10 protein-coding genes are annotated in these 21,447 nt (G+C 68.4%); all 10 read left to right on the top strand.

The features are described from left to right. The first annotated feature begins 40 nt into the window (after nucleotides 1–40). The 10 genes from SK854_RS36590 to SK854_RS36545 all read left to right on the top strand — a co-directional run bounded on the left by SK854_RS36590 (nucleotide 41) and on the right by SK854_RS36545 (nucleotide 21,444). Complete coding sequence (locus SK854_RS36590; protein ID WP_319979719.1) at nucleotides 41–10,447, top strand: calcium-binding protein; 10,407 nt, start codon at nucleotides 41–43, stop codon at nucleotides 10,445–10,447. Between the two features lie 74 nt (nucleotides 10,448–10,521). Continuing rightward, nucleotides 10,522–11,370: an NmrA/HSCARG family protein gene (locus tag SK854_RS36585; RefSeq protein ID WP_319979718.1), complete on the top strand. Its 849-nt coding sequence runs from the start codon at nucleotides 10,522–10,524 to the stop codon at nucleotides 11,368–11,370. Between the two features lie 25 nt (nucleotides 11,371–11,395). Next, a complete protein-coding gene (locus tag SK854_RS36580) occupies nucleotides 11,396–11,851 on the top strand; it encodes an SRPBCC family protein (RefSeq protein ID WP_319979717.1) in 456 nt (151 codons plus the stop codon). 254 nt (nucleotides 11,852–12,105) lie between these two features. Further along, the gene (locus SK854_RS36575) at nucleotides 12,106–13,194 is read left to right on the top strand and encodes a mandelate racemase/muconate lactonizing enzyme family protein (RefSeq protein ID WP_319979716.1); all 1,089 of its coding nucleotides are present in this window, start codon (nucleotides 12,106–12,108) and stop codon (nucleotides 13,192–13,194) included. Between the two features lie 31 nt (nucleotides 13,195–13,225). Then, on the top strand, nucleotides 13,226–15,184 hold the full coding sequence (locus SK854_RS36570; RefSeq protein ID WP_319979715.1) for an alpha-galactosidase D: 1,959 nt from the start codon (nucleotides 13,226–13,228) through the stop codon (nucleotides 15,182–15,184). A gap of 17 nt (nucleotides 15,185–15,201) precedes the next feature. Further along, a complete protein-coding gene (locus tag SK854_RS36565; RefSeq protein ID WP_319979714.1) occupies nucleotides 15,202–16,161 on the top strand; it encodes a carbohydrate ABC transporter permease in 960 nt (319 codons plus the stop codon). A gap of 9 nt (nucleotides 16,162–16,170) precedes the next feature. After that, on the top strand, nucleotides 16,171–17,052 hold the full coding sequence (locus SK854_RS36560; RefSeq protein ID WP_319979713.1) for a carbohydrate ABC transporter permease: 882 nt from the start codon (nucleotides 16,171–16,173) through the stop codon (nucleotides 17,050–17,052). Then, nucleotides 17,049–19,205, top strand: a complete 2,157-nt coding sequence (locus tag SK854_RS36555; protein WP_319979712.1) for a glycosyl hydrolase family 95 catalytic domain-containing protein — start codon at nucleotides 17,049–17,051, stop codon at nucleotides 19,203–19,205. The genes SK854_RS36560 and SK854_RS36555 overlap by 4 nt, the downstream gene beginning before the upstream one ends. After that, nucleotides 19,199–20,104 carry an acetylxylan esterase gene (locus SK854_RS36550; protein ID WP_319979711.1) on the top strand — a complete coding sequence of 302 codons (906 nt, stop codon included), beginning with the start codon at nucleotides 19,199–19,201 and terminating at the stop codon, nucleotides 20,102–20,104. The genes SK854_RS36555 and SK854_RS36550 overlap by 7 nt, the downstream gene beginning before the upstream one ends. After that, nucleotides 20,101–21,444 carry an ABC transporter substrate-binding protein gene (locus SK854_RS36545; protein WP_319979710.1) on the top strand — a complete coding sequence of 448 codons (1,344 nt, stop codon included), beginning with the start codon at nucleotides 20,101–20,103 and terminating at the stop codon, nucleotides 21,442–21,444. Before SK854_RS36550 ends, SK854_RS36545 begins: the two co-directional genes overlap by 4 nt. The last annotated feature ends 3 nt before the right edge of the window (nucleotides 21,445–21,447 follow it).

The raw sequence follows: 21,447 nt of genomic DNA, 5'->3' as shown, positions 1-21,447 counted from the left end.
GAGGCGTCGGGGGCCACGCCGTCGAGAAGGCGGGTCGGCCATGCGGTTTTCGCGGAGCGGCAGGCGAGCGATCGCGGCGGTGACCAGCGGCGCGCTGGCGTTGTTCGGGGTCGTCGTGGTCAGTTCACCGGCAGTGGCCCAGGCGCCGGACGTGCAGAAGATCCTGGCGGGGATCAGCGCCTTCGGTGACTTCTCGAAACAGCTCGCGAGCGTCGGCAGGCTGGGGGAGGCGCTGCCGCTGCTGGGCGTGAGTCCCGGTGCGGCACTCGGCTTCGGTGATCTCGTCGCCAAGACGGTGCACGACCCGTTGAAGGACAAGGAGAACTTCCCCGACCTCGCGGGCACCTACCAGCTCGGCGACAGCAGGCCGGGCACGCTCACCGTGCAGACGAGCGACACCAACGGCATCAAGCGGGTCGACGCCGCACTGCACGTCACGACGGTCGCGGACAAACAGCCGATCAGCGTCGCCGACCCGTCGGTCAGCTTCACGACGTCCGGGGCCGTGGACGTGACGTTCACGCTCGACGCCAGGTTCCACTTCGCCTACCAGGAGTCCACCGACTCGTTCTGGCTCGTCAAGGACGGTGACTCGCCGAAGTTCACCGTAGGGGCCAAGGGGGCGTTCGACCCGGACGCCGTGCCCTCCGCGGGCTTCGGCATCCTCGGCGTCGACCTCGACAAGGGCGCCAGCCACGTCGCGGTCGAAGCGAACATCACCGCCTTCGCCGACGACCCCAACGGCGACGGCAGGCTCACCGAGATCACCGAGCCCGGCGCCGCGGCGGGCCTGTTCCACATCAACCTCGGCAACCCCGCGGGCAAGGTCGACGCGAACCTCAAGTTCACCAGCCAGCCGCTCGCGGGCGCGAACGTCGGCGGGCTCACCGGCACGATCGGCGTGCAGTGGCCGGACATCGCGAGCGGCACGCCGTCGATCACCGTCAGCGGCCCGGACCTGGCCCAGCTCACCCGGTTCACCACGCTCGGCCCGCGCGACCTGCTCGAAGGCCTGAGCCACCTGGTCAGCTCGATCGACGCGGTGCAGCGCGCACAGTGGGGCTCGACGGCCGACCCGGTCGGCAACGTGAACCTGCCGTTCATGCGAGGCACGGTCGCCGACGCGGTCAAGGCGGGCGGCGCGCTCGCGAAGTTCGTGGACGACAACGTGTTCAAGCCGGAGGAGGACCCGGCCAAGGCGGGGCTGCCCAAGTTCAGCTCGGTGCAGGAGCTCTTCACCAAGCTCAACACCGGACCCATCGCGGTGTCCGGCGTGAGCTACCGCGACGACGTGAAGAAGCTCGAGTTCACGCTGACCATGAAGCAGGACGCGCCGAACGACGGCCGGCTGCTGGACGTGGTCGCGAGTCTCACCTCTGGCCAGGGCGACGGTGTCACCTACACCGCCACGACCCTCAAGCACGTCGGCAAGACCAAGCCGTGGACCGTCGACGCGTTCAAGGGGCGCATCGTGTCCGCCGGCACCTCGCAGGGTGTCGTGAAGAGCAACACCGCCGACGAGATCACGCTCGAGGAAGGCTGGCAGGGCGGCACTCCGGCCGACAAGTCGCCGTACAAGGTCAACGCGCCGGACCCGATGACCGGCCAGGTCACGTTCGGCGACATCTTCGCGAGCAAGGGGCTCAAGGGCGCCAACGCGTTGAACGCCACCGCGACCGTGAAGCCGTCCTACGAGGCCAAAGCGACGCTGGTGCTCGACCTGCGCGACCCGATCAAGGGTGACGCGTGCAAGTCTCTCGATCCGGACGCCGCGACCACCGGCTGCCCGTTCGCGGACAAGAACCCCGACGGCACCACGACCCTCGTGTCCAGCCTGCCGCGCACGCCCGACCGGTTCCTGCTGCGCACCGGCGGTCAGCTGCTCAGGGCGAGCGCTCCGGTCGACACGAACGTCGACGTGAACGGCAGCGTCGGGTACCTCAAGGTGCACATGTCGGGCGACCTGCACATGTCCACGAAGGACGGCGCGACCGACATGCTGTCCATCAGCCTGAAGAAGGTCGGTGACGCCGACGGCGACCTGCCGCTGTCGCAGATCTTCGCCAAGGTCGTCGACAACCCGGAGACACCGGCGCTCGAACCGGAGAACCTGCTCACCGTCGCGGTCGGCGCCAAGGCCACGGCCACGGTGAAGCTCGACGTGCCGGGAATCCAGGACTTCTTCGGCGGCCCGGTGCAGGTCGGCGTCACCATGCCCGACATCACCGAGCCGGCGAACTTCCAGTTCACCGGCCTGGAGGCGCTCGACAAGGCCAAGGCGTTCGACTTCGACCCGAACAACCCGCGCGCGATGTTCGGCCAGATCGTCAAAGCGCTGCAGGTGCTCAACGGCTCACTGCAGGCGGTCGACGGCGATGGCAAGGTCAAGTCCGCCATGACCACGCCCCTGCCGGTCGTCGGCAGGTCGCTGTCCGAGCTGCTCGGCAGCGCGGACGCCGGCACCGGCAAGTACGGCAACACCACGCTCAACGGCAAGAGCGTCGGCTTCCTGCGTGACGACACCAGGACTGGGGACAAGGCGTTCGGTGCCGACCTTCAGGGCCGGGCCGTGCTGGTCGGCACCCAGGTCGCGGTCGTCGTGGCCGCGGACCCGCAGAACAACCGCGTGCTGCTGGCCGGACCGTGGGACCAGGTGCCTTCCGACGGCACGGCGTACGCGTTCCGCAGCCCGCTGGAGGACGCGGTCGACAGACTGACCGCCGCGCCTCCTGACTACCTGCAGGACCTGGTGACGCAGCTGAACGCCGCGCTGCCCACCGGCAGCGGCATCTCGTTCGCCCACCAGGTCGTCGACTCGAAGCCGTCGATCGTGCTCAAGGTCGATGTGAAGCGGAAGGTCGCGACCTCGCAGCCGGTCCGGTTCTCGTTCACCGACGACAAGGGCACCGCGCGGTCGCTGGTCGGCGCCGAGGGCGAGGCCACCGCGAACCTCGCGCTGACCGGTTCCACCAAGATCGGGTTCGTGCTGCCGCTGGAAGCCGGTGACGGACCGGCGAACGCGAGCGGGCTCAAGGTCCTGCCCGACTCCACTGTGGACATCACCGCGCACGGCGGCATCACCGGTGTGGTGAAGTCCTCGGTCGGGCCGTTGTCCGTCGCGCTCGGCAACCCGAAGGGCCAGGAGAAGGCCGTCGCGAACGCGCACTACAACGCGCACCTCGGCTTCAGCGGGCAGAACCCGGTGTCGTTGAGCGACTTCGTCAAGGGCGTGCAGCTGACGCTCAACGGCGACAACCAGCCCGTCACCTGCCAGGGCGACCCGGCACAGGGCACCGACCTCGCGCTGTGCGCGGTCATGCCGGTGTTCGTGAGCTCGGACAACGTCAACTGGACGAAGCTGTCGAGTCCCGGTGACTCGTTCGTCGTCCGGTTGCCGCGTCAGGTCACGGATCTGGACCAGGCCTTCTCGTTCAGCCCCGACCTGCCCGGCGGCGTCAAGCGGTTCGAGATGCCCACCGACCTCGGGCAGAAGATCCTCGACGCGCTGCTGGACTTCTCGCAGTTCGGCGACGGCATCGAGAAGTACCTGGCGATGATCGAACGCGCGCTGCGCACGGCCGCGTTCGACGGCAAGCTGCCGCTGGTCGGCGACGACGTCCAGCAGGGAGCCGACAAGTTCGGCAAGCTGCGCGCCAAGATCCAGGAGGCGATGACCAAGCTGCCGGGCGGCGGCCGGGTGAACAACACCGGCGAGCTGACCACGTGGGTCAACGACCACCTCAAGCCCGCGGTCGGCAGTGCGGTCGCGGTCGGCTTCACCTGTGACGCCACGTTGCAGCCGGCGACCGAGGCGAAGGCCACCGCGCAGGGCACGGCCGGGGCGAAGAAGTACGTCTACGGCGTCGTCGCGAGCGCCCAGGGCAAGGACGCGCCGCCGGCCCTCGCCGAGGTGACCAACGGCGCCGATCCGCTGACCGGCGACAACTTCAACCGGATCACCTGGAAGAAGTCGCAGTACGCCACCGGGTACAAGGTCATCCGCAAGACCGACCCGAACGCGAACAACTGGGTCGTGATCAAGGGTGACCTGGGTGCCGACGCGGTGTCGTTCGACGACAAGAACACGCCCAACGGCGCGGCGTACGTGCCGGCGACGACGAACCCGAAGCTGACGGACTGCCCGGCGGCGGCGTCGCTGGCGGACATCACCGGTGCGACGTTCACGTTCGACGTCTGCGACGGTGACGTGTTCGGCAACGACTGCGACAAGGAAACCCTTGCGCTGGAAAGCCCTCTGGACATCGGCATCCCCGGCCTGTCGCTGAAGGCGGCGCCGGGCGCGCCGGAGATGAAGGCGGCGCTCGCCTACCACCTGCACGTCAAGGCGGGCGTCGACAAGAGCAGCGGTTTCTACGTGGCGACCAAGGACGGGCCGAACCCCGAGCTCGGCGTCAAGCTGAGCTTCACGTTGCCCGACGCGATGAAGGCACGCCTGGCGTTCCTCGACGTGAACCTGAAGCAGCACGCGGGCGGCGCGACCGACCTGTTCAACGGCACGTTCGTCGTCGACCTGCACAAGAAGGGACAGGCGGCCTGCTACGAGAACTGCGGGCCGGCCAACGACGACCGGATCACGCTGGCCGACCTGGCCGACGTCGGCCAGGTCACCGACGTGTCGCTGAAGGCCAAGGTCGGCATCGACTGGGACTTCGACGTGAGCGCCGGTCCGCTGCCCGGCGTCAACGGCTGGTTCCACCTCAAGTGGGAGTGGAACGCGTTCGGCGGCAGGCCCGGTGACGGTACGCCGGAGATCGCGTTCAACAACGTCCAGCTCAACGCCGGGAAGTTCCTCGGCGAGGTGCTCAAACCGATCGTCGAGAAGATCGCGCTGTTCACCAAGCCGATCCAGCCGATCATCGACCAGCTCTACGCCCCGATCCCGGTGCTGTCGGACCTCTCGCGAGCGGTGGGCGGCGGTGACGTCAACCTGGTCACCATCGCCAAGGAGTTCTCGACCATCGCCGGTGGGCCGGAACTGGAGTTCGTGGACAAGGTCCTGCGCGCGATCCAGCTCATCGGCAAGATCACCCAGAACGGCGGGGCGATCGACATCGGCAGCTTCTCCGTGCTCGGCGACAAGGCGAAGACCACGACCAGCTCGCCGGACAACGCGGCGTCCCTGATCGACCCGAACAAGATCACCCTGGCGCCGGGCGACCTGGCGTCGAAGATCGACGCGTCGGCCGGTGGGGCGAAGGTCGTGTCCGAAGGCGAGGAGGGCAACAAGGCGGGCTTCACGTTCCCGATCCTGAAGGAGCCGGCGAAGCTGTTCGGCCTGATCATGGGCCAGGACGTGGACCTGGTCCGGTTCGACTCGGGCCCGCTGCGCCTCGGCTTCTCCTACAGCCAGTCCTTCGGCCCGGTGTACGCGCCGCCGCCGGTGCTGGTGACGATCTCCGGCAGCGCCTCGGTCGAGGCGCGGTTCCGGGCGGGCTTCGACACGTTCGGCATCCGCAAGGCGATCGAGTCGGGCAGGCCGGCGTCCATTCTGGACTCGATCTACCTGGTCACGCAGGACGAGTCCGGCAAGCCGCTGCCCGTCGTGACGTTCCGCGGCGAGCTGGCCGCCGGCGCGGCGGTGAGCGTGGTGCTGATCGAGGTCGGCATCAAGGGCGGCGTCGCGCTGACGATCAACCTCACCTGGGCGGACCCGAACAACGACGGCAAGTTCCGGTTCTTCGAGTTCTCCAAGGTGGCGCTGAACAACCCGATGTGCCTGTTCAACATGGACGGACGCCTGAGCCTGTTCCTCAAGGTGTACATCACACTCGGGTTCTCGATCTTCAGCGTCTCGTTCGACTTCACGCTGGCCGACATCACGTTGCTCGACTTCTCCGTGAAACCCGACTGCTCGCCACCGCCACCCGTTCTCGCGCACAAGGACGGTACGACGCTGGTGCTGCACATGGGTGACAACGACATCGGCAAGCGCAACCACCCCGCGTGGACCGCGAACAACAACGAGGAGAAGTGGACGATCACCCAGCTCGTCAAGGACGGCGGCGGATTCGACGGCTTCGCCGTGAGCGCGCTGGGCTTCCGCGAGGAGTTCCGCGACCCGAACCTCGTGAAGGTGGTCGGCAACGCGACCGGTGACGACGGGAAGCGGATCATCGTCTTCCAGGGCGACGGCGACAAGAGCGGCGCCGTGAACGACGCCAAGGCCGCAGCCTTGCCGTTCGACAAGGACGTCGAGGTCACCGGCGGTGACGGCGACGACTCGGTCAAGACCGGCATCGGCAGGTCGGTCGTGCACGGCGGTCCCGGCAAGGACCAGATCACGACCGGTGACCTCGCGGCCGCGTTCGGCGGCAAGGGAACCGCGACGGTGACCGGTGGCGACGGCGACGACGTGATCACCGTCGGCGGCGCGGACGACACCGTCAGCGGCGGCGCGGGCAAGGACCGGATCGCGGCCGGCCTGGGCAAGAACCGGATCGACGGCGGTCCCGACGACGACAACATCGGCATCGCGTCCGACAGTCCGCTCGCGGAAGGCAAGCCGAACCCGCCGGCGCACCTCGTCGCGCAGGCCAACGTGATCATCGGCGGCACCGGCAGCGACCGGATCTCCGGTGGTTCCGGCGGCGACACGATCTACACCGGTACCGAGGTGCAGACCGGTGTCGACGAGCACGGCCCCGCGGACAAGGGCTTCAACGGCGACAACGCCAAGGACGCGATCAACGTCGTGGACACCGGTACGGGTTCGGACACCGTGTACGGCAGCCAGGGCGTGGACCTCGTGACCGGTCACTCGTTGAAGGAGCAGGTCGACGACATCCGCGGTGGCGGCAACAACGACGTGCTGACCGGCGGCTACGGCAAGGACAAGGTGTACGGCGGCCCGCACGACGACTACGTCATCGCGGAACCGTCGGACGTGGGCGACGTGACCGGCAGCGGCGTGTTCGGTCCCGTGCGCGGTGTCAAGCACCGCGTGCTGCCCGCCGGTGTCACGCCGTCGTCGAAGCTGCTCGTCGGCGGCTCCGACAACGACCACGTCATCGGTGGTGACGGTGGCGCGGAGATCTTCGGCGACAAGCACGCCAACCCGTGCACGCCACCGAGCGACAACCCCGTGTCGGCGCCGCCCGCCGAGCCGGACGACACCGACGACGGCCGCGACCTGATCACCGGTGGTACCGGGGTCGAGATCGTCGCCGCCGGTGGCGAGGCGGACAACGTGGACGCCAGGTCCGCCGAGGACCGGCTGTGCGGTCAGCTCGGTGACGACGTCCTGGCCGGAGGCAATGACGACGACACCATCTACGGCGGTGGTGGCAAGGACCTGGCCTACGGCGACGCCGGTGTGGACAACATCTACGGCAACAACGACGACGACACCTTGTACGGCGGCACCCAGGACGACGTCATCGAGGGCAACAACGGCGTCGACCGCGCGTTCGGTGGTGCGGACAACGACCGCGTCATCGGCGGCACGCGCAAGGCGGGCGAGCCGGACGTCGGCGACTTCCTGTACGGCGACGCCGGCAACGACGTCGTGATCGGTGACAACGGCGTGGACGGGCCGTTCGACCTCGACGGCGCGAACGCCGGTGCGGGTGGTGCGGACTTCGTCTTCGGTGGTGACGGCGACGACCGGGCGTTCGGCGGTCTCGCGCACGACGAGGTGTTCGGTGGCCCGAAGGACGACTACCTGGAGGGCAACAACGCCGACGACGTCGTGCACGGTGACGCCGGCGAGGACCGGATCATCGGTGGCAGCTCCGAGGTGGCGGCGAACGCCGGTCGCCCGGACGCCGGGGACAGCCTGTTCGGCGACTCCGGGCCCGACCTGATCGCGGGTGACAACGCGGTGCTGTCCCTCGTGGACGGAGCACAGGCCACGCCGGTCACGCTCGGACGAGGATTCGCCAAGGCGCACAAGGCCGAATTGCTCGACCTCGGCTACACGCCCGCCGCGGGCACGTCCGGCAAGGACAAGATCAGCGGTGGCGACGACCCGGACGTGATCTACGGGCAGGGTGACGAGGACGCCATCACTGGCGACGGCTCTGACGACTACGCCGAGGGCGGCCCGGCCCGCGACAAGATCGACGGCAACGACGGTCAGGACGATCTCGTGGGCGGCAGCTCGACCGAGGACTCGCCCGGCGTGGGCCAGCCGGACGCCGGTGACGTCATCCACGGCAACAACGCACAGGACGTCGTGCTCGGCGACAACGGCGTGCTGGTGCGCGGTGGAACACCGCACCGGGTCGTGCAGGAACGCGGCATGACCGCACGGGCGATCTCCCTGTACGACCTCGGCCTCACCCCGCGCGCCGGCTCGTCCGGACCGGACGAGGTCGACGGTGACGACGCCAACGACGTGATCTTCGGCCAGGCCGGTCCCGACCGGCTGAAGGGCAACGGTTCCGACGACTACGTCGAGGGCTCGCAGGGCGTCGACTGGATCGAGGGCGACGACGGCGACGACGACCTCGTCGGCGGCAACAGCACCTCGCTGTCCGGTGCCGGTGACACGACGGTAGGCCAGCTCGACGCGTCGGACGCGGTGTTCGGCGGACCGGGCAACGACGTCGCCATCGGCGACAACGGCGTCGTGCTGCGGCCGGCGCAGGGGGAGACCCCGACGCGGGCGACGATCCGGCTCGCTCCCTCCGGCGGAAACCCGATGGCGCAACGGATCGTGCAGCGCTACGACCTGCAGGCCGGTCCGGCCGACCGGTTCGGGGACGACCGGATGTCCGGCGGCTCGGGCGTGGACGTCCAGTGGGGCCAGGACGGCGGGGACTTCCTCACCGGCGACGGCAACGCCGATCACCTGGAGGGCAACGGCGGCGGTGACGTGCTGCGCGGCGACCGCGGGCTCGGCTCCCCGTCGTCGGAGACCACCGTGGTCCCGTTGAACGACGCGGACTGGCCGGGCATCTCCAGCGGGCCCGACCAGCTGGTGGGCACCGCCCCCGACGGGCAGGACGACATGATCGGCGGCAGCACGATCCAGGGCTTCCGCGACGGTGGCGACGCGTTCGAGGGCAACGGCGAGGACGACGTCCAACTCGGTGACAACGGCTCCCTGAAGCGCACGCTGCAGGGCCAGCCGGGGTCGATGACCGAGCAGGTCTACGCCGAGCGCTACAAGTCCGGTGCCGTGCCGTCGAACGCGACGGTGTCCAGGGTGGCCGACATCGGTCCGTCGACCAGGTTCTGCACGACCGCGCAGGCCACGTGCGAACCCGGTGGAGCCTTCGGCAACGACTCGATGTTCGGCAACGACGGCAACGACGGCATGTGGGGTCAGGACGGCAACGACACCATGCACGGCCAGAACGGCGATGACGACATGTACGGCGAGCTCGGCGACGACGTGATGTTCGGCGGTGACGGCGAGGACGCGATGCTCGGTGACCGCGGTGGCGTGGTCAACGAGTACATGAACGCCAACGACGTGGCTGCGCGTGGCTTCACGGTGAGCCTGAACTCGGTGCCGCAGGAGTCCTACACGGGCTTCCGCGCCGGCTCCTACGACCGGCGGGCCGACCTGCTGCACGACGTCAACGGCGACCAGTTCGTCGGCGGCCCGACCGCACCGGCCATGCCGCACAACGGCATCGCCGAGGGCGGCGACGACCGCATGCGCGGCGGCCAGGGCAACGACAACATCCACGCCGGGTTCGGCGACGACCTGGTCAACGCCGACAGCGGCGGCGACCAGACGTTCGGCGGCGACGGCGCGGACGTGCTGTGGGGCGGCAAGGGCTGCGACCCCGTGGTCAACGCCCAGACTCCGGACTGCCTCACCAACGGCGCGTTCGACGCCTCCTCGCGCGGCACGAACGACAGGTTCGTGGACCACACGTTCGGTGGCGTCGGCGGTACTTCGCCGGCCTCGCAACAGGGTGCGCTCGGGTCCGACGTGCTCGACTTCAACCCGCGCGGCTCCTACCCCGGCAACTGCGCGCAGGGCCTGTGGCCGCAGACGCTCGGCGACGGCGCGGTCGACCCGTGCCTGTGGTTCGAGATGACCGAGAAGACCAACGACAACCCCGCCGTTCCCGTGACGCTGGCCGACAACCAGCACCACGACGGCACGGACTGGATCTACGGCGGCTGGGACCGCGACGTGCTCCAGGCCGACCGCGCGAAGAACGGCCCGAACCCCGGTGACCGCCTGATCGACTGGGCCGGCGCGTACAACCTGTACACGCACTGCCCGGCCTCCTACGGCGGTTACAACGACATCCGTCAGCGCAGCCCCGGCATCGAGGTGTTCCTGCAGAAGCTGGCGTGGGGCTCGGGTGCCGGCCAGACGGTCGGCGACGCGACCACCAGTGGCACCTCGGCGTTCCGCGAGCTGGCGCTGGTCTACCCGGCCGACAACAACCAGCACGGGATCGGCCCCGCCTATCCCACGACACCGGGCCACTTCGACTCGCCGGTGTCCTGCACGGACTGACGAGAGTGCCGCAGCACCCGGAGCCGTTGGAGCGGCTCCGGGTGCCGCGGCGATGACAGGCCAGGAGGTTCGCGATGAACGACACCAGGCTGGTCGTGGTCACCGGTGCGACCGGGCGTCAGGGTGGTGCGGTCGCGCGGCACCTGCTCGCGGCCGGCTGGCGGGTCCGTGCGTTGACCCGCGACCCCTCGTCACCCGCGTCCGGCTGGCTCGCTTCGGCGGGTGCCGAGGTGGTGCGCGCGGACATGGCGTCCCCGGACTCGCTGCGTTCCGCCTTCGCGGGCGCGCACGGGGTGTTCAGCGTCCAGAACCCGATGATCAGCGGCCTCGACGAGGAGGTCCACCAGGGGCGCGCGGTCGGTGACGCCGCGGCTTCGGAGGGCGTGCGGCACGTGGTGTACGCCTCGGCGGGGCCGGGCGTGCCGGGAACCGGTGTGCGGCAGTGGGAGAGCAAGCTGGTGGTGCGGGATCACCTGACGTCGCTCGGGTTGCCGCTGACCGTGCTGCGCCCGATGGCGTTCATGGAACTGATGACGGACGAGGACTTCTACCCGGCTGTGTCCATGTGGCACCTGATGCCGAAGCTGATCGGCGCGCACCGGCCGCTGCTGTGGTTCTCGGCCGGCGACGTCGGCGCCGTGGCGGCCAGGGTGTTCGCGGAGCCGGACCGGTTCGTGGGTGCGGATCTCCCGCTCTGCGCGGACGTGCGGAGCGTCGACGAGTGCCGCGCGCTCTGGCGGGAGGCCCGTGGTCGTCCCCCTCGGGGCTTCCCGATGCCGATCTGGCTGTTCCACCGGTTCGTCGGCGACGACCTGACGAGGATGTGGCGCTGGCTGCGCACGCATCCCGTTGCCGCCGACATCGACGCGACGAGGGCGATCGTGCCGTCCGCGCGCACCGTGCGTGAGTGGCTGGTGCGCTGAACCTACTCGTAGTAAGTTCTGCCTCATGACGCCGGACGCTTCCGCGCACGTCGATGTCGTTGCCTCGCCGCAGCGGGTGTTCGACCTGGTCAGCGACCTCCGCCGACTCGGCGCGTGTGCCGAGGAGTACTCCGGTGGCAAGTGGCTGAACGCCGCCGGTCCGCGCGTCGGTGCCCGGTTCCGCGGCATCAACAAGCGCGGCTGGCGGGTGTGGCCGACGACCTCCACGGTGACCGACTGCTCCGCGACCAGGTTCGCGTTCGAGGTGAAGTCGCTGGGGATGGCGGTGTCGCGCTGGCAGTACGACATCGAGGAGACCGCCGACGGCTGCCGGGTCACCGAGTCGACGTGGGACCGCAGGCCCGGCTGGTACGTGCCGATCACGCGGCTGGCGACCGGCGTCGCGAACCGCGCTGTGACCAACCAGCGCAACATCGAGGCGACCTTGCAGCGCCTGAAGCGGACCGCCGAGTCTGCTTGATCGTTCCTGTCCGTTCATCGGTAACCGGACAGAAACGCTCACATCTTCACTCACACTCCAACATGCCTCAACAGCACTGATCAGGGCGTTGAGCTGCAGACATCGGAGGACCGGAACGAGATCCGGTCGCGCCTGACCGTTGAAAACGCTCTCATCAGCGTGGGAACGTGGCCGAACGACCGTTGACACCGTCGTAACGCCAGCGTTCAATCCCCGTCAAATATCCTATAGGATCAGAGATCCGAGGAGTTGGCGTGGCAAAGGTCCGACGAGCTGAGGCGTTCCAGGTCGACGTCCCGGTGGAGACTCTGCGCACCGACGCGGTCCAGCAGTTCATCAAGCAGGAGACCGTCTTCGTCGAGGTCGAGACCGATGACGGGCTCACCGGCCTCGGGTACGCCTACACGATCGGCACGGGTGGAAGCTCGGTCCTCGCCCTCCTGAAGGACCACCTGCTGCCTCGCCTCGAAGGCGTCGACGCCCGCCGGATCGAGCACGTCTGGCACGACCTGTTCGCTTACACCCGCTCGACCACGGTCGGCGCGATCACCTCGCTGGCGCTGGCCGCCGTGGACACCGCGCTGTGGGACCTGCGGTGCCTGCGAGCTCAAGAACCCTTGTGGCGCATGGCAGGCGGGTTCCGCCAGACGGTACCCCTGTACGACACCGAGGGCGGCTGGCTGCACCTGAGCACTGAGGAACTCGTCGCGGGTGCCAAGGAGACGGCCGCGCAGGGCTGGCAGGGCATCAAGATGAAGGTCGGCAAACCCGACCTGACTGAGGACGTCGAGCGTCTCGAAGCCGTCCGGGCCGCGGTCGGGGAGCGGTTCGCGATCATGGTCGACGCCAACCAGTCCATGACCGGTGCCGAAGCCATCCGCAGGGCCAACGCGTTCCGGAACGTCAACCTCACCTGGCTCGAAGAACCGCTGCCGGCTGACGACGTGAGCGGTCACGAACGCCTGGCGAAGGCCACCAGCATCCCGATCGCGGTCGGGGAGTCGCTGTACTCCGTGGCCCAGTTCCGCGAGTACCTCGAACGCGGTGCCGCCTCGATCATCCAGGTGGATGCCGCGCGGATCGGTGGCATCACGCCGTTCCTGAAGGTCGCGCACCTCGCGGAGGCCTTCAACGCCGACGTGTGCCCGCACTTCCTGATGGAGCTGCACGTCAGCCTCGCGGCCGCGCTGCCCAACGGGAAGTTCGTCGAGCACATCCCGCAGCTGCGCGGGATCACCCAGAGCGAGATGACCGTCCGCGACGGACACGCGCTCGCCCCTGACACGCCAGGTCTCGGGATCGACTGGGACCGCGACGCGATGGATGACCTACGGGTCTCCTGAAGTCACCGCCGGAAATCACAAAGGAGTGGTCTTGAGAGCGTTAGGTGTCGTTGCCGGCCTGCTCGCGTCGTTGGTCGCGGTCCCCGCAGCCCAGGCCCAAGCACCCCAGGTACAACAGCAGACCGCCGCCAAAGCCGAGAAGCCCTACATGGGCTGGAGCAGCTGGACGTTGCAGGCGACCAACTACCCCGGCGTGAACCCGGACGGTCCTGCCAGCTGGCTCAACGAGAAGAACGTGCTGGCCCAGGCGGACGTGCTGGCGGCGAAGTTCAAGAAGGCCGGCTACGACCACGTGAACGTCGACGCGGGCTGGCTCGGCTCGTTCGACGAGTACGGGCGGCCGGTGGTGGACGCCAAGAAGTTCCCGCGCGGCTTCAAGTGGCTCGGCGACTACATCCACGGCAAGGGCATGAAGTTCGGCTCGTACTTGGCGGTGGGCCTGGACCTCAAGGCGTACAACGACGGCAAGACGCCGATCTACAACGCGCCCGGCTGCACCACCAAGGACATCGTCTACCCGGACCTGCGCAAGACCAACGGGTGGGACATGGCGTACAAGATGGACTTCGCGAACCCGTGCTCGCAGAAGTACATCGACTCGATCGCGCAGGTGCTCGCGGGGTGGGGCGTCGACTTCCTCAAGCTCGACGGCGTCGGTCCCGGCAGCTTCCGCGGCGGTGAGCGCTACGACAACACGACCGACGTGAAGGCGTGGAACTCCGCGCTCAAGAGCACCGGCCGCCCGATCGAGTTCCTCATCTCGTGGGCGCTGAGCCACCGCCACGCCGACGTGTGGAAGGCCAACACCAACGGCTGGCGCGTCGACACCGACGTCGAGTGCTACTGCGACACGCTCGTCACCTGGAACCAGTCGGTGAAGCAACGCTGGAACGACGTCGTGCAGTGGATCGACGACGCCGGCCCCGGCCACTGGAACAACCTCGACAGCCTCGCCGTCGGCAACGGCCAGATGGACGGCCTGACCGAGGCCGAGCGGCAGAGCTACATGACGCTGTGGTCGATCTCGTCCTCGCCGCTCTACATCGGCGACGACCTCACGAAGATCGACGACTACGGCTACAGGCTGCTGACGAACAACGAGGTCATCGCGATCAACCAGGCGGGCGTCCCCGCGCGGCCCGTGGACCAGTTCTCCGACCAGCAGGTCTGGTACGCCCGCAACCGCGACGGCAGCTACACCGTGGCGTTGTTCAACCTCGGCTCCAAGCCCGCGAAGGTGACGGCCGACTTCGGCCAGCTCGGCATCCAGGGCAACGCGAAGGTCCGCGACGTGTGGGCCGGGAAGGACGTCGGCCAGAAGTCCGGCGCCATCACGGAAGACCTGCCGGTGCACGGCTCGAAGCTGTTCACCATCACCCCGCGCGGCTCGGTCGCTCCCGGCGTCGTGGAGGGCACCGCGGCCACCCCGAACAGCGTGTCGCTGAAGTGGTACGGAAAGTCCGGCGTCCGTTACGACGTCTACGCGGGCAACAAGAAGGTCGCCACCACCACCGACACCAAGGCGACCGTCACCGGCCTCACCCCGGCGACCTCCTACGAGTTCACCGTCGTGCAGAACGGCGCCCGCTCGAAGCCCGTCAGCTTCGTGACGCCACAGGAAAGCGTGACGTACGAGGCGGAGAAGGGCAGCCCCGGCGGCGGCGCGACCGTCTACGGCTGCGCGTGCTCGGGCGGCAGCAAGGTCGGCTACATCGGCGGCAGCGGCAACATCACCATGCCGACGGTCGTCGCACCGCGCGAGGGCACCTACCTCGTCGAACTGGCCTACATCTCCGCTGACGCCAGCAGGACCGGCATCGTCACGGTGAACGGCACCAGCTTCAAACTGCCTGTCGCCGGGTCGAACGACGACGACTGGAACACGCCCCAGAAGGTCACCGTGCCCATCTACCTGTTGAAGGGCAACAACACGATCCGGATCGGCAACCCGGACGACTCCGTGTTCGACGTCGACAGCATCCGCATCTAGAACCAGGAGGTGCCGTGGTGACAACCGTGCAGGACTCAAGCGCCCAGGTCGTGCGTGGCCTCGCCACCACGGCGCCTCCGCCCACCCGCCGGCGCAAAGGCCCCGCCTCGCGCCGCAACGACACGTGGGTCGCGTGGCTGCTCGTCGCCCCCGCCCTGCTCGGGTTCGGCGTGTTCTTCGCCTACCCGATGCTGCGCGGGGTCTACCTGAGCTTCACCGAGTTCCACATCCTCAGCCCACCGGTCTGGACCGGCTTGGCGAACATCCAGGAACTCGTCAACGACGGCCGGTTCTGGCACTCGCTCGGCGTCACGGCGTACTTCGTCGTGCTGTCCGTGGTGCTGGGCGTCGGCGTCTCGCTGATCACCGCCGTCGTGTTGCACCGCCTGGGGGTCAACACGACGGTCCGCGGGCTGATGATCCTGCCGTTCCTCATCTCCGGCGTCGTCACGGCGCTGGTGTGGACGTGGATGCTCGATCCGCAGCTCGGCATCGTGAACCAGCTGATCACCTGGGTCACCGGCGAGCCGATCATGTTCTTCGGATCGGACGGCTGGGCGGTGCCGTCGCTGGCCGCGCTGAACGTGTGGAAGTCCATGGGCTACAACGCGGTTCTCCTCTTCGCAGGCCTGCAGACCATCCCCGCGTCGATCTACGAGGCAGGCCGGATCGACGGCGCGTCGGAGTGGCAGATGTTCCGCTCGCTGACGTTGCCGCTGCTGCGGCCGATCCTGGTGATGGTCGTGATCCTCAACGTGATCGGCTCGACCCAGGTCTTCGACATCGTCCAGGTCAGCACGAAGGGCGGTCCGGCGGACGCGTCGCTGGTGCTGCAGATGTACATCTACGACAAGGCTTTCGGCCAGTTCGACTTCGGCTACGCCGCGACCATGTCGCTCGCCCTGTTCCTGATGCTCGTCACGGTGACCTTCACGCAGATGCGGATGGCCCGTGCCGGCGAGTCCGACACCAACTGAGGAGGCCCGGTGAACCTCTCGATGAAGCTCGGCAGGGGCGTCGCCTGGGGCTACCTGGTCGTCGTGCTGCTGGTCACGATCTTCCCGTTCTACTGGATCGTGCGGACCGCGCTGTCCAACAACTTCGCGATGTCGACCGACCCCTCGTCGTTGCTGCCGGTGGACTTCACCTGGGGCCCGTTCAAGCGCGCTCTCGGCCTCGCCACGCCCGCCGAAGCGGCCGCGGAGGGCGGTTCGGGGGCCAGTATCGACCTGGCCCTGGCGTTGTGGAACTCCATTGTGTACGCGGGACTTCTGACGCTCTTCACCGTGGTGTTCTCGGCACTGGCCGCCTACGCGTTCGCCCGGCTGCGTTGGAAGGGCCGCGATGTCGTCTTCGGCGTCCTGCTGACCGCGCTGATGGTGCCGTCGGTGTTCACGCTGCTGCCGAACTTCGTGCTGATGAAGGATCTGGGGCTGCTCAACAGCTTCGGCGGCATGATCCTGCCCGGCGCGTTCTTCTCCGCGTTCAACATCTTCTTCCTGCGGCAGTTCATGCTCGGGCTCTCCAACGAGGTCGAGGAGGCCGCGATCATCGACGGCGCCGGGCCGTTGCGGGTGTGCTTCCGAATAGTGCTGCCGATGAGCGTCGCGCCGATGGCGACCCTGACGCTGCTGACGTTCATCACCACCTGGAACGACTACTTCTGGCCGTTGCTCGTCACGAACGACGAGTCGGTCCGTCCGCTCACCCTCGCGCTCGCGGTGTTCAAGCAGTCCTCACCGCAGGCGTCGCTGGACTGGGCGGGCCTGATGGCGGCGACGCTGATCGCGGCGCTGCCGATGTTGCTGCTGTTCGTGGTCTTCGGGCGGCGGCTGGTCAACTCCATCGGCTTCACGGGGATCAAGTGAGACTGCACTGGCCGTCGGCTGCGGCGGAATGGACCGAGGCACTGCCCGTGGGCAACGGCCGCCTCGGGGCGATGGTGTTCGGCGGGACCGGCCGGTCCCGCGTGCAGGTCAACGACGCGACCGTGTGGTCGGGCGTCGCTGAGGGTCCTTCTCTTGCCCTGGCAGAGATGCTGGCCTCCGGAGCCGGTCCGGAACGGCTCGCGGAGGTGCGTGAGGCGATCTTCGGAGGCGATCTGGAGCGGGCCACCGAGCTGCTGATGTCGTTCGAAGGCCCGTACAGCCAGACCTTCCTGCCGTACGTGGACCTGTGGATCACGCTGCCCGAGGGTGAGTCGCACGGCCGGACGCTGGACCTGAGCACGGGTGTGGTCACCGAGCGGATGACCATCGGCGGTTCGGAAGTCGTGCGGCGCGTGTGGACCTCGGAAACCGCACTGTGCGTGGAGATCACCGGTGCGGTGCCCGCGGACGTTGAGATTTCGACGCCGTTGCAGGAGGTTTCGCGCGACGGGCTCAACCTGGTCATCGAGATCCCCGTCGACTCGGCACCGAGGCACGAACCTCAGGTCGAGGCTCCGGTCTACGGTTCGGGGGAACGGGGCACGGTGACGGTCAAGGTGACCGAGGGCGAACGCTGGCTGCTCACGCTCACCAGTTCCACCACGGGTGAGTCGTGGTGGACCGGCCGGCGCCACGGCAACCACATGACGCTGATGGACGCGTGCGAGGTGCGGTTCGGCGACCTGCCCGAGATCGTCGACGTGCCGGAACTGTTGTCCGGCAAGGACGAGCAGCTCATCGCGTCCGTGCTGTTCGCGTACGGCCGCTACCTGCTGGTCTCGTCGTCACGGCCCGGCGCGCCGCCCGCGAACCTGCAGGGCATCTGGAACGGCGACCTGCGGCCTGCCTGGTCCTCGAACTACACGATCAACATCAACACCCAGATGAACTACTGGGCGGCCGAGGTCACCGGGCTCGCCGAGTGCCACGAGCCGTTGCTGGAGCTGCTGGAGAAGCTCGCGCTGACCGGCGGCGAGGTGGCGCGGGAGCTGTACGGGGCGCGCGGCTGGGTCGCGCACCACAACACCGACGCGTGGGGCTGGGCGCTGCCGGTCGGCATGGGTCACGGCGCGGTGTCGTGGGCGATCTGGCAGATGGGTGGCGCGTGGCTGGTCCAGCACGCCTGGGACCACTACGACTTCGCCCGCACCTGGTCCACTTTGGAGCGTGCGTGGCCGCTGCTGCGCGGCTGTGCCGAGTTCCTCCTCGACTGGCTGGTCGAAGGGCCCGACGGCCACCTCGACACGTGTCCGTCGACGTCGCCGGAGAACTGGTTCCTCGTGGACGGCAGGCCGCAGGCGCTGACCTGGTCCGTGACGATGGACGTGATGCTGGTCCGCGCCGTGTTCGAACGGACCCTCGCACTCGCGCTGGCGTCGGGTCGCGCCGACCCGCTGGTCGCGGAGATCGCGGCCGCGCTGCCCCGCTTGCGGCCCGTGCCGGTGTTCGACGGCCGGCTGGGGGAGTGGGTCTACGACCTGCCCGAGGAGGACCCGGCGCATCGGCACATGTCGCACATGGTGTCGGTCTACCCGCTCGGCCAGATCGTCGCCGGCACGGAGCTGGGCGACGCCGCCGTCGAGGTGCTGGACCGGCGCGGCAACGGCGCGATGGGCTGGTCGTGGGCCTGGAAGATGGCGCTGCGGGCCCGGCTGGGCGACGGCGAGACCGTGCGGTCACTGCTGTCCGAGGCCTCGCAGCCGTTCACCGGCGACCGTCATCGTGACGCGCCGGTCGACGGCTCGGAGTGGGGCGGCCTGCTGCCGAACCTGTTCAGCACGCACCCGCCGTTCCAGATCGACGGCAACTACGGCTTCACCGCCGCACTCGCGGAGGTCGTGGTGCAGAGCCACACCGGCGTGATCGACGTCCTGCCCGCACTGCCTTCCGGCTGGTCGCGGGGTTCGGCTCGCGGACTTCGTTGCCGTGGAGGGCTTTCCGTCGACGTCACGTGGCACGACGGAGATGTTCTGGCGCGGGTCCGGCGGGTGTCCGGTGATGCCTCGGAGTTCGTGCCGGTGAGCATCGGTGGCGAGGTCACCGAGGTCGTCGTGAATGACGTCGTGGAAGTACGCGGGAGGATTTCGTGCTGACCGATCTCGGTTTGGACGCGCTGTGGGAGTACCGCAGCACTTACGTGCGGCCGGACGACTTCGACTCGTTCTGGGACTCGACGCTGGCCGAGGCCCGGTCGCTCGATCTGGACGTCGAGGCCGTGCCGGTGGAGACGCCGCTCAAGACGCTCGACGTCCACGACGTGTCGTTCGCCGGGTTCGGCGGCGACCGGATCCACGCGTGGCTGCGCACGCCGAAGGGGCAGTCCGGACTTCCCGCTGTCGTGCAGTACCACGGCTACGGCGGCAACCGGGGCAGCGCGGTCGAGAACCTGACCTGGGCCAGCGCCGGGTTCGCGCACCTGCAGATGGAGGTGCGGGACCAGCGCGGTGGTGGCGGCTTCCTGACCCGCGGCATCGCCGACCGTTCCACCTACTTCTACCGGCGCGTCTTCACGGACGCGGTGCGGGCGGTCGATGCCGTGCGCGCGTTGGGCTCCGCGGACGTCGCCGTGATCGGCAACAGCCAGGGCGGCGGCATCGCGCTGGCCGTCGCCGGTCTCGTGCCCGACCTGGCCGCCGTCCACTCGCAGGCGCCGTTCCTCTGCGACTTCCGCAGGGCGCTGAACGTCTGCGGCCGCCCGCCCTACACCGAGCTCACCAAGTACATCGCCGACAACCGGCGTTCCGACGTCTTCCCCGCACTGTCCTATTTCGACGGAGTGGGGTTCGCCGCCAGAGCCACGGCCCCCGCGTGGTTCTCGGTCGGCCTGATGGACGACATCGTGCCGCCGTCCACCGTGTTCGGCGCCTACCACGCCTACGCCGGACCCAGGGAGATAGCTGTCTGGGAGCACAGCGCCCACGAGGCGGGCGGCTCCGACGACCTCGACATCGCACTCGACGCCTTCCGATTCCGTCTCCTGGAGAAGCCATGAAAATCGCCGCCGCTGCCCTGGTCGCAGCAACAGCCCTGGTGGTCGCGGGGTGCGGGAGTTCCGACACGGGCTCCGGCAACGCCGTGAACTGGTGGACCTGGGACGACAAGCAGGCAGTCGCCTACGGCGAGTGCGAGAAGGCGTTCGAGGCCGCCAACCCCGGCACCGACGTGAAGATCACCCGCTACAACGTCGACGACTACTTCACCAAGCTGACCGCTGGTTTCGTGGCCGGCACCGCGCCGGACGCGTTCCAGAACTCGGTGCAGTTCCTGCAGGCCTATGCCTCGCAGCACCAGCTGATGCCGCTGGACGATCTCATCGCGAAGTCCTCAGTGGACATGAAGAAGTTCTCGGTCGGCGTCGACACGTGGAAGTTCACCGACGGCAAGCAGTACGGGCTGCCGCTGGACTGGGCCGCGTCCGGTCTCTACTACAACGCCGACATGCTGGCCAAGGCCGGCGTGGCGGAGGCCGACGTGCAGAAGCTGACCTGGAACCCGGACGACGGCGGCACGTTCGACAAGGTCGTCGCTCGTCTCACGATCGACAAGAACGGCAGGCACGGCGACGAGGCGGGCTTCGACAAGACGCAGATCGCCACCTACGGCATCGGCGCGATGGCGGGCCGCAGCTTCATCGGCGAGACCAGCTGGGCGCCGTTCGTCAACACGCTCGGCTGGCGGCTGGGCGACAAGGACCAGTGGCCCACCAAGTTCAACTACACCGACCCGCGCTTCACCAAGACCATGAAGTGGGTCCTGTCGCTGACCGAGCGCGGCTTCTCCCCGAAGCTCGGCACCTTCACCACCGGCAACCAGTCCACGATCTCCGACGTCGACCTGATCGGCTCCGGCAAGGTCGCCATGACCATGGGCGGTTCGTGGTCGGCGCCGTCGTTCGGCAAGATCCCGGGCGTGAAGGTCGGCATCGCCCCGACCGTGCTGGGCCCGGACGGCAAGCGTTCCGTGCTGTCCAACTCGAACGGCAACAACATCTGGGCCGGCACCAAGAACCCCGACCTGACCTGGAAGTGGGTCAGCTACATGGGCAGCGAGGAGTGCCAGACCAAGGCGGGCGCCACCGGCACGTTCTTCCCGTCGATCCCCGCCTCCATGGACAACACGGTGACCGCCATGAAGACGCAGGGCGTCGACCTCACCGTCTTCAACCAGTACGTGAAGGACGGCGTCCTCTACCCGTCCAGCGCCTACGCCAACGGCTCGGCGGTCCAGTCCGCCGAACAGCCCCTCTTCGAGGCCTACTTCGCAGGCCAGCGCTCCGACGACGTGTTCGCCGAGATGGAACGCGTCTCGCAGGAGATACTGGCCAAGAACTGACGG

Source organism: Lentzea sokolovensis (genome assembly GCF_033949975.1).
Lineage (GTDB): Bacteria > Actinomycetota > Actinomycetes > Mycobacteriales > Pseudonocardiaceae > Lentzea > Lentzea sokolovensis.
This window is presented reverse-complemented; position numbering and strand designations above follow the sequence as displayed.